The 14055-nt window shown below is 61.0% G+C and carries 16 protein-coding genes; 7 read left to right on the plus strand and 9 right to left on the minus strand.

All coding sequences use genetic code 11. From position 1 onward, the window contains the following. Window positions 1-129: 129 nt before the first annotated feature. The 4 genes from ACL0K2_RS03380 to edd are packed head-to-tail and all read right to left on the minus strand — an operon-like array spanning window position 130 to window position 5146. Window positions 130-1557 carry an ATP-binding protein gene (locus ACL0K2_RS03380; protein ID WP_196298665.1) on the minus strand — a complete coding sequence of 476 codons (1428 nt, stop codon included), beginning with the start codon at window positions 1555-1557 and terminating at the stop codon, window positions 130-132. A 16-nt stretch (window positions 1558-1573) separates the two neighbouring features. Beyond that, window positions 1574-2308 (minus strand): response regulator, encoded by a 735-nt coding sequence (locus tag ACL0K2_RS03385; RefSeq protein WP_045162596.1) that lies wholly within the window; start codon window positions 2306-2308, stop codon window positions 1574-1576. 40 nt (window positions 2309-2348) lie between these two features. Then, window positions 2349-3320, minus strand: a complete 972-nt coding sequence (locus ACL0K2_RS03390; protein ID WP_413043777.1) for a glucokinase — start codon at window positions 3318-3320, stop codon at window positions 2349-2351. Beyond that, a complete protein-coding gene (gene edd, locus ACL0K2_RS03395) occupies window positions 3317-5146 on the minus strand; it encodes a phosphogluconate dehydratase (RefSeq protein WP_045162598.1) in 1830 nt (609 codons plus the stop codon). The genes ACL0K2_RS03390 and edd overlap by 4 nt, the downstream gene beginning before the upstream one ends. 122 nt (window positions 5147-5268) lie before the next feature. Between edd and gap the strand changes: the two genes are divergently transcribed. Both gap and ACL0K2_RS03405 read left to right on the plus strand, forming a co-directional pair. Continuing rightward, entirely contained in the window at window positions 5269-6270 is a 1002-nt protein-coding gene (gene gap / locus ACL0K2_RS03400) for a type I glyceraldehyde-3-phosphate dehydrogenase (protein ID WP_045162599.1), read from the plus strand. A 41-nt stretch (window positions 6271-6311) separates the two neighbouring features. Further along, window positions 6312-6788 (plus strand): methylglyoxal synthase, encoded by a 477-nt coding sequence (locus tag ACL0K2_RS03405; RefSeq protein WP_045162600.1) that lies wholly within the window; start codon window positions 6312-6314, stop codon window positions 6786-6788. Here the strand turns inward: ACL0K2_RS03405 and scpB are convergent. From scpB to ACL0K2_RS03430, 5 genes are all read right to left on the minus strand, one after another. Continuing rightward, window positions 6782-7552: an SMC-Scp complex subunit ScpB gene (gene scpB, locus ACL0K2_RS03410; protein WP_239609635.1), complete on the minus strand. Its 771-nt coding sequence runs from the start codon at window positions 7550-7552 to the stop codon at window positions 6782-6784. The two genes, ACL0K2_RS03405 and scpB, sit on opposite strands and share 7 nt — an antisense overlap. A gap of 39 nt (window positions 7553-7591) precedes the next feature. After that, on the minus strand, window positions 7592-8290 hold the full coding sequence (locus tag ACL0K2_RS03415) for a segregation and condensation protein A (RefSeq protein WP_239609702.1): 699 nt from the start codon (window positions 8288-8290) through the stop codon (window positions 7592-7594). Between the two features lie 183 nt (window positions 8291-8473). Beyond that, window positions 8474-9679 carry a tryptophan--tRNA ligase gene (locus ACL0K2_RS03420; RefSeq protein WP_413044430.1) on the minus strand — a complete coding sequence of 402 codons (1206 nt, stop codon included), beginning with the start codon at window positions 9677-9679 and terminating at the stop codon, window positions 8474-8476. 47 nt (window positions 9680-9726) lie between these two features. Further along, window positions 9727-10350 carry an L-threonylcarbamoyladenylate synthase gene (locus ACL0K2_RS03425; RefSeq protein ID WP_045162674.1) on the minus strand — a complete coding sequence of 208 codons (624 nt, stop codon included), beginning with the start codon at window positions 10348-10350 and terminating at the stop codon, window positions 9727-9729. Between the two features lie 13 nt (window positions 10351-10363). After that, window positions 10364-11230, minus strand: a complete 867-nt coding sequence (locus tag ACL0K2_RS03430) for a PHP domain-containing protein (protein ID WP_045162603.1) — start codon at window positions 11228-11230, stop codon at window positions 10364-10366. Between the two features lie 179 nt (window positions 11231-11409). Between ACL0K2_RS03430 and ispZ the strand changes: the two genes are divergently transcribed. The 5 genes from ispZ to ACL0K2_RS03455 all read left to right on the plus strand — a co-directional run bounded on the left by ispZ (window position 11410) and on the right by ACL0K2_RS03455 (window position 14002). Further along, window positions 11410-11991 carry a septation protein IspZ gene (gene ispZ, locus ACL0K2_RS03435; protein WP_045162675.1) on the plus strand — a complete coding sequence of 194 codons (582 nt, stop codon included), beginning with the start codon at window positions 11410-11412 and terminating at the stop codon, window positions 11989-11991. 8 nt (window positions 11992-11999) lie between these two features. Further along, complete coding sequence (locus ACL0K2_RS03440) at window positions 12000-12299, plus strand: YciI family protein (RefSeq protein WP_045162604.1); 300 nt, start codon at window positions 12000-12002, stop codon at window positions 12297-12299. 75 nt (window positions 12300-12374) lie between these two features. Further along, complete coding sequence (locus ACL0K2_RS03445; protein ID WP_239609639.1) at window positions 12375-12767, plus strand: hypothetical protein; 393 nt, start codon at window positions 12375-12377, stop codon at window positions 12765-12767. 19 nt (window positions 12768-12786) lie between these two features. Next, complete coding sequence (locus tag ACL0K2_RS03450; RefSeq protein WP_045162606.1) at window positions 12787-13464, plus strand: response regulator transcription factor; 678 nt, start codon at window positions 12787-12789, stop codon at window positions 13462-13464. 133 nt (window positions 13465-13597) lie between these two features. After that, entirely contained in the window at window positions 13598-14002 is a 405-nt protein-coding gene (locus ACL0K2_RS03455) for a Spy/CpxP family protein refolding chaperone (protein WP_413044431.1), read from the plus strand. The last annotated feature ends 53 nt before the right edge of the window (window positions 14003-14055 follow it).

Here is a 14055-nt window from a genome sequence, read left to right on the forward strand (position 1 = left end):
CTCAAGGGCAGAAGCGTTTTGCCCTTCACGGTGCATCGGCCAACTCATCGACCCGTTGCCGGAGTCTAGCGGGCGCTCGGAACCGGTCGGGTAACGAACATGCCGACCATCGTCACCACCTGGTGACATTCACTCGAGCTTGCGGGGCAGACGCAAGGTCACGCGAAGCCCGCCTTCTTGCAGGTTGCAAAGGCTGACCTCGCCACCATGGCTGTGGGCGATATTGCGTGCGATACCGAGTCCGAGACCATAGCCGGGTTGCTTGGCCGCTAAGCGAAAGTTCGGTTCGAATACCTGCTTCAGCCAGGTTTCCGGCACGCCAGGGCCTTCATCGTCAACGTGCAAAACGAAGATGTTCTTGTCGTCCTCGATAAACAGATGCGCCCGCTCGCCATACTTCAACGCGTTGTCCAGCAGGTTGCCGATGCAACGCTTTAGCGCCAACGGCTTGCCGGCATAAGGCGCGAGCGCCCGGCCCTGAACTGTCACGCGCCCATTCCCGGCGGGTGCCAAGTAGGGCTCGGTGACGCAATCAAGCAGCAAATTGAGATCGAGCGGTTCGATGTTTTCGTGAATATCCGTGTCCTTGACGCATTGCAAAGCGCCTTTGACCAGCAACTCCAGCTCGTCGAGGTCCCGGCTGAATTTGCCCTGGAGCGTCTCGTCATCCAGTAGTTCAACACGCAGCCGCAGCCGCGTGATTGGGGTGCGCAAATCATGGGAGATCGCGCTGAACAACTGGCTACGCTCGGTCAGGTAGCGACCGATGCGTTCGCGCATGCTGTTGAACGCCCGACTGACCTCGACCACCTCGCTGCCGCCCGCTTCCGGCAGCAACTCAACCTCGCTACCCAGCGACATTTCTCGCGCCGCGCGCGCCAAGTGTTTGAGTGGACGGCTCTGCCAGTGAACGAGGATGCCGATGAACAACAGCAGAAAGCTGGTAGTGAGAAAGATGAACCAGAGTTGCTGGTTAGGGATTCCTTGGTCTTCGAGGCTGACGTACGGCGCCGGCATCAGCGAAGCAAGATAGAGCCACTCGTCAGGGGCGATCTGGATCTGCGTGACCAGCACGGGCGGATTCAGCGGTTCCAGGCTCAATGCGTAATGTGCCCAGGATCGCGGCAGTTCGTCGAGCTTCAGTCCGCCATTGAAAATACGCAGGTCGTCCGGACTGACAAAGTTAACCGACATATCGACACTTTTGCCCAAGCGTTCACGCAGCACCTCGTCGACCTGCGCCAGCACCGCCTGCTTGCGTTCGGTGGGTGGCAAGATTTGCATTTCCAGCGGCTTGTCGTTCAGCGATACGAAAAAGCGCGTACCGCCCATGCTGCGCAATTGATCAAGCACCAGCGGCCGATAGCCCAGCGGCAGCGAGCGGAAATAGCTGACGCTGGCGGCCATTGAATGCGCCAGACTGCGTGCACTGGTCAGCAATCCCTCCATTTGACTGGCGCGCAGTTGCGACACCCAGATGAAGCTCGACAACGCCTGTGCCAGCAACACCACCAGCAGGGTCAGAAAAAGCATCCGTCCAAGCAGCGAACGCGGCACCAGCAACCAGCGACGCCTAGCCGAGCGAGTCATGATGCGGCAACACCTGGGCGGCGAGCAGGTAGCCACTGCCGCGAACGGTACGAATCAATCGTGGGCACTTGCCGGTATCCCGAAGGCGTTGGCGCAGACGACTGACCGCCATGTCGACGATTCGGTCGAGCGGCATCACCTCGCGGCCACGAGTCGCGTTGGCGATGGTGTCGCGGTCGAGTATCTGCTGCGGATGATCGAGAAAAAGCTTGAGCAAGGCGAAGTCGGCACCGGACAACAGCACCTCCTCGCCGTCCTGATGAAATAGCCGGTGGCTGACCATATCCAGCCGCCATTCGTCGAAGGCCAGCACATCGCTACCGCGCTCATGAGCGAAGCTGACCCGGCGCAACAGGGCCTTGATTCGCGCCAGCAATTCCCGCGGGCTGAAGGGCTTGCCCAGGTAGTCGTCCGCGCCCAGCTCCAAGCCGATGACGCGGTCGGTCTCGTCGGAACTGGCGGTCAGCATGATGATTGGCATCTGTGCCAGCCGCTGGTGTCCACGCACCCAACGGCAGAGACTGAAGCCGTCTTCGTCCGGCAGCATGACGTCGAGAATCACCAGATCCGGCGTATCCCCGCCCATGGCTTCGCGAAACTGCGCGCCGTCGGCAACGGTGCGCACTCGAAAGCCCGAACGGCTCAGATAGGTTTCCAGCAATTCGCGAATTTCCTGGTCGTCATCGACCAGCAGAATCGATCTTCCAGCCTGGCTCACCCGGCATCCCTTCTCTTGTTATATATCGTTTCAAGGCCGTTCAAGGCCCAGTCGGCACGACCTCCAGCAACTGCTGCAGCGCGACGCCAGCGCCCTCCAGACCAGGATAATCGGCCGTCACCACCCAGACTGGGACGTCGTCAAAATAGCGGCTCATGCAACCTTTGTCGCGAAAGCTCTGACGAAAACCGCTGCGCATGAAGAACTCGACGAAACGCGGCACTATACCGCCAGCCACATAGACACCACCGCGCGCACCGGTGGTCAACACGTTATCGCCGGCAATCCGACCCAACGATACGCAGAATTGTTCCAACACCGCTGCAGCGGTTGCATCACCGCTCAACGCACCCGCTGTCACTTCTGCCGGAGTCGTCAGGGTTGCAGGCTCGCCATCCAGCGCGCAGCTGGCTCGGTACAGCTCCAGCAAGCCACCACCGCTGAGCACAGCTTCGGCGTTCACATGACCGAGCTTTTCGTGCAGGTGCCGCCAGAGCGCGGCTTCACGAACACTGCCGACCGGCAGGCAAACATGCCCCCCTTCGCCAGGTAAAGCATGCCAGCTACCGTCTGGCATCGGCAGCAGCGTGGCAACCCCGAGGCCGGTCCCCGGCCCGATCACCAGACGCGCACGCCCCGGCTCGGAATGGCCTTCACAGACGGTAATCAGTTCGTCGTCACCCAGCCGGGTCATGCCCAGCGCCATCGCGGTGAAGTCGTTGATCAGCAACAGATCGCTCAAGCCAAGGTCCTGGCAGAAGGCCTTGCGACTCAGGCGCCAGTGATTGTTGGTGAAGACGAACTCGTCGCCGGAAACCGGGCCGGCACAGGCAAGACAGACCGCCTGCAGCGCTTCGACACTCTGCCCGACGCCGCGCAGATAAGCGCGGATGGCATCTTCAGGACGCGGATAATCAATGGTCGGCAACACCCTCACCGACTCGATCTGCTGATCACGCCACAGCGCGAAGCGGGCATTGGTGCCACCGATATCGCCTACCAGTGCCGTCACTTGAGCGCCTCCAGCTCCTCGGTAAACACGCTCGCGCCCTTCTCCGCCGGGCTGAACGCGGCACGGAGAAAGCCGAACAGCTCGCGGCCGCAACCGATGCCCAAATCGTTCGGTGCCATCACCCGCTCGCGGGCGTCGAACTCGGCCTGATCTACCAGCACACGGAGTTCGCCCGTGTCACCGTCGACACGAATGACATCACCGTCTCGCACTCGGCACAACGGACCGCCATCGAGCGCCTCGGGACTGACGTGAATCGCCGCCGGTACCTTGCCCGATGCACCAGACATGCGTCCGTCGGTAACCAGCGCCACCTTATGGCCACGATCCTGTAGCACGCCGAGGAACGGCGTCAGCTTGTGCAGCTCCGGCATGCCGTTGGCCTTCGGCCCCTGGAAGCGCACCACGGCGATGAAGTCCTTTTCCAGCTCGCCGTTCTTGAATGCCTGCGCCAACTCCGCCTGGTCACTGAACACTCGCGCTGGTGCCTCGACCACACGGTGCTCCGGAGCGACCGCGGAAATTTTGGTCACGCCACGCCCGAGGTTGCCTTCCAGTACGCGCAAGCCGCCCTCGGGCGAGAACGGACGACCGGTGGGACGCAGGATGGCTTCATCGAGGCTATCTTGCGGGCCCTCTCGCCAGACCAGCCGTCCGTCTTCGAGGAAAGGTTCCTGGGTGTATTGCTTGAGCCCCTGACCCATCACGGTATAAACGTCTTCGTGCAACAGGCCGGCATCGAGCAGCGTACGCACCATGAAAGGCACCCCGCCACAGGCATGGAAATGATTCACGTCGGCCTGGCCATTGGGATAGACCTTGGCCAGTGTCGGCGTCACCGCGGAAATATCGGCCATATCCTGCCAGGTCAATTGGATGCCCGCCGCCTGGGCGAAAGCCGGAATATGCAAGGTGTGGTTGGTCGAGCCGCCCGTGGCGTTCAGGGCCACCACCGAGTTGATGATCGCCTTCTCGTCGACGATCTTGCACAGTGGCAAGTAGTTGCCGGACTGCGGGGTCAGGCGAGCGACCTGGCGCGCCGCCTCGCGGGTCAGCTCGTCGCGCAACGGGGTATAGGGATTGACGAAGGACGAGCCCGGCAGGTGCAGCCCCATGATTTCCATCACCACCTGATTGGTGTTCGCCGTGCCATAGAAAGTGCAGGTGCCCGGGCTGTGATAGGACAGCATTTCCGACTCCAGCAGCTCTTCACGACTGGCCTTGCCTTCGGCGTAGCGCTGGCGAACCTCGGCCTTCTGCTTGTTGGGAATGCCCGATGGCATCGGCCCGCCCGGTACGAACACGGCCGGCAGATGGCCGAAGCGCAAGGCACCGATCATCAGACCCGGGATGATCTTGTCGCAGATGCCCAGATACAGCGCCGCATCGAACATGTTGTGTGACAGTGCGATGGCGGTCGACATAGCAATCACCTCGCGACTGGCCAGGCTCATTTCCATTCCCGCCTCGCCCTGGGTCACGCCATCGCACATGGCCGGTACGCCGCCGGCGAACTGGCCAATCGAGCCGACGTCTCGCAACGCCTGCTTGATGATCTCCGGAAAATGCTCGTACGGCTGGTGCGCCGACAGCATGTCGTTGTACGCCGAGACGATCGCCACGTTGGCCTCGTTCATCAGCCGCAGCTGCTGTTTGTCGCTGGTCGATGCGCAACCCGCCACACCGTGCGCGAAGTTGGCACATTGCAGCTTGCCGCGCTGAGGCCCATCGCTCGCCGCGCCGGCCATCTGGGCAAGGTAGCGCTGCCGCGACGGACGGCTGCGCTCGATCAAACGTTCGGTAACTTCTTGAATCCGCGGGTGCATGCCATCACTCCTGCTCATGAATCTGTAGTTTTACCAACAAAACAACATGTATTTGGGCTTGATTTCTATTTTGACAGGAATAATCTTGTAATTCCTACAACAAATTCCGCCAGGGACTCATTATGACCATTCGTATCGCCATCAACGGCTTCGGCCGTATCGGACGCAACGTCCTCCGTGCCCTGTACAGCCACGATTACCGCGAACATCTGCAGGTCGTGGCGATCAACGACCTCGGCAGCTCGGCGATGAATGCCCACCTCTTGCAGTACGACAGCGTCCATGGTCATTTCGACGCAAAAATCGAGGTCGGCGATGATCGGCTGATAGTCAATGGAGATTCGATCGCCGTGACGGCGATCCGCAACCCGGCAGAACTGCCTTGGCGCCAGCACGAAGTCGATGTGGTCTTCGAGTGTACCGGTCTATTTACCTCCCGCGAGAAAGCCAGCGCTCACCTGCAGGCCGGCGCCGGCAAGGTCATCATCTCCGCTCCGGCTTCCGGCGCCGATGCCACCATCGTCTACGGCGTCAATCACGACATTCTGCGCCAGTCGCATCAGATCATCTCCAATGCATCCTGCACCACCAACTGCCTGGCTCCGGTCGCACAGGTGCTGTCACGCGAATACGGTATCGAGCACGGGCTGATGACCACTATCCACGCCTATACCAACGACCAGAACCTGTCCGACGTTTATCACAGTGACCCCTACCGCGCTCGCTCGGCCACTCAGTCGATGATCCCGACCAAGACCGGTGCCGCCGAAGCCGTTGGCCTGGTGTTGCCGGAGCTGGCCGGCAAGCTGACCGGCATGGCCGTCCGGGTGCCGGTGATCAACGTATCGCTGGTGGACCTGACCCTGGAGCTCAGCCAGGAAACCACTGCAGAGGAAGTCAATGCACTGATGCTGGACGCCAGCCGACGCTCGCCCATACTGGCCTGTAACTCGCTGCCGCTGGTTTCCTGCGATTTCAACCACAACCCGATGTCGTCGATTTTCGACACCAACCACACCAAGGTTAGCGGACGACTGCTGAAAGTGATGGCCTGGTATGACAACGAGTGGGGATTTTCCAATCGGATGCTGGATACTTGCCGCGCCCTGCACGAGGCGCCGTAGTCAGCGCTTCGGCCCTACCGCCCAATCAGCCAGGGAAGAACATGAACCGTATCGATTTCGTTACCGCGACACTGCCCGCCCGCAAGCGCATTGCGCTAGTAGCGCACGATCACTGCAAGGAGCGTCTGCTGGAATGGGCCGACCGGCAGAAAGAGCGGCTGGCAAGGCATGAACTGCTCGCGACCGGAACCACGGGCCTACTGATTGAACGGCGCCTGGCGCTGCCGGTGGAATGCATGATCAGCGGCCCGCTGGGCGGGGACCAGCAAATCGGCGCACGCATCGCCGAGCGACGGATCGACATGCTGGTGTTCTTCTGGGATCCCTTCGAACCGCAGCCCCATGATCCAGATGTGAAAGCGCTGCTGCGGGTTGCCGCCGTGTGGAACATCCCGCTGGCGGCCAACGAGAGCAGCGCCGACTATCTATTGTCGAGCCCTCTGCTCGATGAAGCCCACTCCCTGAGCATCCCCGACTACAGCAGCTATCTGGCAGGCCGGCAGTCCGCGGATCAATAATCGCGGCGATCCTCGTCTGGAAGACGTTGGCTTTCGTCGTCCGCTTCGTCACGCAGGTCGTCGAAGTCGGTTTTGAGACCTGTTTCCATGCTGTCCAGCTCGGCCAGCAGGCTGCGAAAGCTGGTTTGCCCGCGAGAGGCCTCCTCCGGTTCCTGTTCGAGATCTGCACGAGCCTGCAACGCCACCGGCACGGGCGCTTCTTCCACATCCACTGGCAGCGGCTCGGGCTCCATTTCACGCAGCACCGCCAGCGGTGGCAGCTCGTCGAGGTTCTTGAGGTTGAAGTGATCGAGAAACTGCTTGGTGGTGGCGAACATGGCCGGTCGCCCCGGAACGTCGCGATGGCCAACCACTCTCACCCATTCGCGCTCCAGCAGTGTCTTGACGATCTGACTGTTAACCGCGACGCCACGAATGTCCTCGATCTCGCCCCGGGTAATCGGTTGCCGGTAGGCGATCAGCACCAGGGTCTCCAGCAAGGCGCGCGAATAGCGCTGCGGCCGCTCCTCCCAGAGCCGCCCCACCCAGGGCGAAAAGCGCTCGCGAACCTGCAGACGATAGCCACTGGCAACCTCCTTCAGTTCGAACGCACGCCCCTTGCAGGACTTGTCGAGCACCTCCAGTGCTTTGCGCAACAGTGCCGGCGCGGGCCGCTCAGCTTCTTCGAACAGCTCGGCCATTCGGTCGATCGACATCGGCTTGCCCGCCGCCAGCAGAAAAGCTTCGAGCAGCGAAGCGAGATCCTTGGGATCGGAAAGATTCAACCTTGACTACCTCGGCTCATCCATAAATCGCACAAACAACTATTCGACCCGAGCTCGAACATGAATCGGCGCGAAGGGTTCGTTCTGCACCAACTCGACTAAGGATTCCTTGATCAGTTCGAGCACCGCCATGAACGTGACCACTACGCCAAGCCGACCTTCCTCGATCGTGAACAGAGCGGCAAAGGGAACGAAAGCGCCGCCTTTGAGCCTTTCCAGCACATCGCTCATGCGCTCACGAGTCGACAGCGTTTCGCGCGTGACCTGATGGCTTTCGAACATGTCGGCACGGCGCAACACCTCGGCCATGGAGATCAGCAGCTCCTCCAAACTGACCTCGGGCAACAGCTTGCGCGCCCGTGCATCCGGCGCATCCAGTCGCGGCACATGTAGCTCGCGACCGACACGTGGTAATTGATCGAGATCTTCGGAGGCCGCCTTGAAGCGCTCGTATTCCTGCAACCGGCGTATCAGTTCGGCACGCGGGTCGAGCTCGTCTTCTTCCACCTCAGCCGAACGCGGCAGCAGCATACGCGACTTGATTTCCGCCAGCATCGCGGCCATCACCAGGTATTCGGCAGCCAGCTCCAGACGCACCGCCTTCATCAGCTCGACGTAGCCCATGTACTGGCGGGTGATCTCCGCAACCGGAATATCCAGGATGTCAATGTTCTGCTTGCGAATCAGATAGAGCAGCAGATCCAGCGGCCCCTCGAACGCCTCGAGAAACACCTCCAGCGCATCTGGCGGGATATAGAGATCCTGCGGCAGACTGTTGAATGCCTCACCGTAGACCAACGCCAGCCGTAACTGCTCGCCGGGCGGGTCGATCGGCGCGGCGGCCTGGGGTTCCTGCATGCTCTCTCCACGGTCGAAGGATATTGAAAGCGGCAACAGCTTAGTCCTGTGGCCCCGCGACCTCTAGCGGTAGTTCAGGCCCATGGCCTGACGCACGACCATCAGCGTTTCCCGGACCTCGTCACGGGCCTGCTCGGCCCCTTCAGCCAGAATGCTGCGCACCAGATCCGGATTCTGCTCGTAATCCTGAGCCCGCTCTTGGAGCGGTGCCAACTCGAGTTGGATCGCCTCGATCAGCGGCGCTTTGCATTCCAGACAACCGATACCCGCGCTGCGGCAGCCCTGTTCGGCCCATTGGCAGACCTCCTCTCCCGAATGGGAAAGGTGCATCTGCCAGACGGGGCAGCGCGTCGGCTCACCGGGATCGTGACGGTGCACCCGTGCCGGATCGGTGGGCATTCGCTTGATCTTCTCTTCGATTTCGTCAGGCGTGTCGCGCAGGAAAATGGAATTGCTGGCCGACTTGGCCATTTTGCCGCCGTCGAGTCCCGACAGCTTGGACGAATCGCTCAGCAGAGCCTGCGGCTCGGGCAGCAACAATCTGCCGCTTCCTTCCAGATACCCGAACAGACGCTCCTGATCCCCGATGGTGATGGTCTGCTGATCCTTGAGAAGGGCGCGGGCGGTGTTCAACGCCTCGAGATCACCCTGTTCCTGATAGCTCTTGCGCAGGCTGGTATAGAGCTTGGAGCTCTTCTTGCCGAGTTTGCGTATGGCGGCCTCAGCCTTCGCCTCGAAGTCTTCCTCGCAGCCATAGAGATGATTAAAGCGTCGCGCCACGTCACGCGCGAACTCGATATGCGGCAACTGGTCGGCACCCACCGGCACGACCCCGGCTCGGTAGGCCAGAATATCGGCGGCTTGTAGCAGCGGATAACCGAGGAAGCCGTACGTGCCGAGATCCTTATGCTGCGAATCGAGCTGTAGCTCTTTATAGGACGGCACGCGCTCCAGCCAGGCCAAGGGACAGATCATCGACAGTAACAGATGCAGCTCGGCATGCTCAGGAATCTGGGATTGAATGAACAGGGTTGCGGAGCTCGGGCTAACCCCTGCCGCCAACCAATCGATCGCCATGTCCTGTACATGCCGGGCGATATCGCTACCGGCAGCGTGATCGGTGGTCAGAGCGTGCCAGTCGACGATGCAGAAAAAGCACTGATATTCATGCTGCATCCTGACCCAGTTCTTCAATACGCCGTGGTAATGGCCAAGATGAAGGCGGCCGTTGGGCCGCATTCCAGAGACCACACGTCGCTGCGAATCCATGGAGCTCAAAAGGGTTTCCTTCGTAGTTTTCGAAAAAGCGGATCGGGTCAGGCAGCGAAAGGCGCGGGATCACCACACCCCACCCGCACAACTTCCGGATCGCCGTCCACCAGGCTGATGACCGTGGAGGCCTCGACGCCACCGTAACCTCCGTCGATGATCAGGTCCACCTGATGCTCCAGCGCATCGCGCATTTCATAGGGATCGCTCATCGGCTCGGTCTCGCCGGGCAGTATCAGACTGACACTCATCAATGGCTCACCGAGCTCGGCAAGCAGCGCCTGGGCGATCGGCTGCGCCGGGACCCGCAGGCCAATGGTTCGGCGCTTGGGGTGCAAGAGCATCCGTGGCACTTCTCGGGTGGCGCTGAGGATGATGGTGTACGGCCCCGGCAAGTGCGTCTTGAGCAGACGAAAGGCCGCAGTGTCGACCTTGGCAAACAGGCCGAGCTGGGACAGATCACGGCAGACCAGCGTGAAGTTGTGTTTGTCATCCAGTTGGCGCAAGCGGCGAATACGTTCGATACCCGCCTTATTGCCCATCGAGCAGCCAATGGCATACGACGAGTCAGTGGGATAAACCACCACTCCGCCGTTGCGAATGATTTCCACCGCCTGCTTGATCAGCCTGGCCTGCGGGTTTTCCGGGTGTACTTGAAAAAACTGGCTCACGGGAACTCCCTGTTCAGCGGGCAGCAGACTCGCATGGTTCATGGTCGAAATGTCTCCACAGCGGCGGCAGATCATCCGGCAAGGTTCGATACATTCCCAACTCCGACCAGTCGCCAGGCGCATGAAAATCGCTGCCGATACTGGCCATCAGGCCGAACTCACGCGCGAGAATCGACAGACCGCCGACCTGCTCCAGCGGCTGCATGCCGTTGACGACTTCCAGCGCGTGGCCACCGGCCTGGGCGAACTCGACCACCAGACGCCGCCGCTTGCTACGAGTGAAGTCGTATTGCCAAGGATGCGCCAGACTGATCCAAGCCCCCGCTTCGCGCAGCGTAGTTACGGTTTGTTCGAGACTCGGCCAGTGCTGTTTGACATCACCGAGCTTGCCCGAGCCGAGCCATTTACGAAATGCTTCGGCGCGGTCGCGAACATGGCCGGCGCGCACCAGAAATTCGGCAAAGTGCGGGCGTGCCGGGGCGTTGCCGCTGTCACCCAACTCCTGTTGCACGGCTCGTGCGCCTTCCAGCGCGCCCGGCATGCCTTTCACTTCCAAGCGCTGGGCAATCAGTTCCGCCCGACGCCAGCGGCCGTCGTGCAACTCCGCGATGGCCTTCTGCAGCACCGCGGCGTCCCGGCGGAACGCATAGCCGAGGATATGAATAGTCGCGCCGCCCCAGACGCACGATAGCTCGATACCGTTGACCAGCCGGATCCCCAACGATTCTGCCATGGCACGGGCGGCATCGAGACCTTCCAACGTGTCGTGATCGGTCAGCGCGAGCAATTCGACACCACGTGCATATGCCCGCTCAACCAGTGCGTCGGGCGAGAGCACGCCATCGGACGCGGTGCTGTGGCAATGCAGATCAACAATCATTCGGGACCTATTCTCCAGGGGCTTGGCGGCATACTGTTACTGACCGTCGCCGCCAGCGCTCGTGCCGTCATCCACCTCGCCAAAGCTTGCGCCGCGTCCAGGAAATGGTCCGCAGGCAGCGTTCCGCCGAAAGCGCGGTTTGCTATTATGCCGCCCACATACCGCTTCTGGCTCTCTTCGTGAAACAAATCGTCGACTTCATTCCGCTGCTGCTGTTCTTCGTGGTGTACAAACTCGAGCCCAGAACTTTCGAACTGGCGGATCTGAACGTCACCGTCGGCGGCATTTTCAACGCGACCGCGGCGCTCATCATCAGCTCGGTCGTCGTGTATGCCGCGCTGTTCATTCATCAGCGCCGGCTGACCAAGAGCCAATGGCTGACGCTTGCCGCATGCCTGCTGTTTGGTGGACTGACCCTGGCCTTGCACAGCGAAGCCATTCTCAAGTGGAAGGCGCCGGTGCTGAACTGGTTGTTCGCGCTAGCGTTCACCGGCAGCCATTTCATTGGCGAAAAGCCGCTTATCCAACGCGTAATGGGCCATGCGGTACAGTTGCAGCCGGCACAATGGACAAAACTTAATGTCGCCTGGATCCTGTTCTTCCTCATCTGCGGCTTCGCCAATCTGTTCGTCGCCTTCGTCTACCCCTCTGTCTGGGTCGACTTCAAGGTCTTCGGCAGCCTGGGGCTGACACTGCTTTTCATGGCAGGTCAGGCCGTATACCTGGCCCGCCACATGCAACCCGAACCTGAAGAATCATAGGAGTAAACATGCTCTACGCCATCATCGCCACCGACGTAGCGAACTCGCTAGAGAATCGTCTGGCGGCCCGCCCGGCCCACCTGGCGCGTCTCGAGCAGCTGAAAAGCGAAGGCCGCATGATTCTCGCCGGGCCGCATCCAGCCATCGATAGCAACGACCCAGGCGCTGCCGGGTTCACCGGAAGCCTGGTGGTCGCCGAGTTCGAATCCCTGCAAGCCGCGGAAGCATGGGCGGCGGCTGATCCGTACAAGGCTGCCGGCGTCTACGGAGAAGTGGTCGTCAAACCTTTCAAGCAAGTCTTTCCCTGAGTCGATCGGCTGACGCCGTCAGATATTGCTCTGGTCGTGGGGTTTCTACGGCCGTTTAAGGAAAAAGGAGTTCCGATGCGCCAAGGTTCGCTAACCCTGCTGTTTTTCCTGAGTGTTGCCATGCCGCTCGTGAACGCCGAGGAAGGTCCAATCGATCCGTCTGCCGAACGACCACAGGTGGAGCTCGAAGAACGCCTGTCCGACAATGAACTACAGCCCGAAGCGCCCAACGACAGCCTCAGCATGGCCATTACCGATGCCGAGCGGGCTCAGCTGGCGCATCTGCGCCAAGAGAACCACCGGCTGCGCATGCAGTTGCAGCAAGTCCAACCGAAGGCGCAACCGCAACCACAACTGCTGAACGATCAGCAGCAGTGGTTTGCCGTGGGCGGCGGCGTCGGCGTGCTGGGTTTCCTGCTGGGCGTTCTCACCACGCGGGGACGCCGGCGCCGGCAATGGTTGAACTGAAGCGGATACGAGCAAAGGCATGAGCGAACTGTTACTGATAGACGATGATGAGGAACTCTGCGAACTGCTGGTGAGCTGGCTCGCCCAAGAGGGTTTTGTCGCTCACGCCTGCCACGACGGTCAAAGCGCCCGCGCGGCACTGGCCGAACACCAGCCGGCTGCGGTGGTGCTCGATGTGATGCTGCCCGACGGGAGCGGCCTCGAACTACTCAAACAATTGCGCAGTGAACATCCGGACCTGCCGGTATTGATGCTTTCAGGGCGCGGCGAACCGCTGGATCGCATCCTCGGCCTGGAACTGGGCGCAGACGATTATCTGGCCAAACCCTGCGATCCCCGCGAGCTCACCGCCCGGCTACGTGCCGTGCTGCGGCGCAGCCAGCCGGCAAGCACGCCAACTCAACTGGAGCTGGGCGATCTTTGCTATAGCCCGGCGCGCGGCGTCGCTAGCGTCGGCGATCACGAGGTCACCCTGACGCTTTCTGAAGGCCGCATTCTGGAAGCGCTGCTCAGCCAGCCGGGCGAGCCTTTGGACAAGCAGGCACTGGCGCAGCTCGCCCTCGGTCGCAAACTGACCCTGTATGATCGGAGCCTCGACATGCACGTCAGCAACCTGCGGCGCAAGCTTGGCCCTCATCCCGATGGTCGTCCGAGGATCGTCGCCCTTCGCAGTCGCGGTTACCTTTACGCCTCCTGATCGGCTTTACCGAGCCTTTACCCTGTACTGACCGCCGTTGACCTTGCGCTCCCTAGACTGAGCTCATCCGATCGAAGCGCAAAGCGTGCAGGCGTTCTGGCGATCGGTTCCCATACACAGGAGAGACCTCATGATGCGCAAGACTGTTATAGCCGTGCTTTTCGCTTCCGCCCTGCCCACCCTTGCCATGGCGATGCCCGACGAGGGCCATCGCCATCATGGCGGCAAACATGCCCCGTTCGAACAGCTGAACCTCACTCAGGAACAGGAAGCGAAAATGCGCGACCTGATGGGGGCCCAGATGAAGCAACGTCGCGAAATCACCCAGCGCTACCTGGACAAACTGCCCGAAGCCGAGCGAAAGGCCATGCTGGACGAACTTAAGTCGAGCAAAGAAAACACCCACAAACAGATGCGCAACCTCCTCAAGCCCGAGCAACAGAAGCAGTTCGACGAAATGCACGAGAAGATGGAAGCCAAGCGAGCAGAGCGCGCCGAGTTCCAGCAATGGAAAGCCGAGCGCGATCAGAAGAGCTAATTCCAGGCTTGTGCGTCCGAAACCAACCCGCCGGTCGCGCCTCACCGAGGAGG

The sequence above is a fragment of the Pseudomonas sp. YJ42 genome, from assembly GCF_047225135.1.
GTDB lineage: Bacteria > Pseudomonadota > Gammaproteobacteria > Pseudomonadales > Pseudomonadaceae > Stutzerimonas > Stutzerimonas stutzeri_E.

Excerpts from the sequence above, each read along its gene's own strand:
- ACL0K2_RS03405 (WP_045162600.1), top strand. The coding sequence starts at position 6,312 with ATGAACCGTATCGATTTCGTTACCGCGACACTGCCCGCCCGCAAGCGC.
- ACL0K2_RS03420 (WP_413044430.1), bottom strand. The coding sequence starts at position 9,679 with ATGGATTCGCAGCGACGTGTGGTCTCTGGAATGCGGCCCAACGGCCGC.
- ACL0K2_RS03445 (WP_239609639.1), top strand. The coding sequence starts at position 12,375 with ATGCGCCAAGGTTCGCTAACCCTGCTGTTTTTCCTGAGTGTTGCCATG.
- edd (WP_045162598.1), bottom strand. The coding sequence starts at position 5,146 with ATGCACCCGCGGATTCAAGAAGTTACCGAACGTTTGATCGAGCGCAGC.
- ACL0K2_RS03430 (WP_045162603.1), bottom strand. The coding sequence starts at position 11,230 with ATGATTGTTGATCTGCATTGCCACAGCACCGCGTCCGATGGCGTGCTC.
- ACL0K2_RS03450 (WP_045162606.1), top strand. The coding sequence starts at position 12,787 with ATGAGCGAACTGTTACTGATAGACGATGATGAGGAACTCTGCGAACTG.
- gap (WP_045162599.1), top strand. The coding sequence starts at position 5,269 with ATGACCATTCGTATCGCCATCAACGGCTTCGGCCGTATCGGACGCAAC.
- ACL0K2_RS03440 (WP_045162604.1), top strand. The coding sequence starts at position 12,000 with ATGCTCTACGCCATCATCGCCACCGACGTAGCGAACTCGCTAGAGAAT.
- ACL0K2_RS03455 (WP_413044431.1), top strand. The coding sequence starts at position 13,598 with ATGCGCAAGACTGTTATAGCCGTGCTTTTCGCTTCCGCCCTGCCCACC.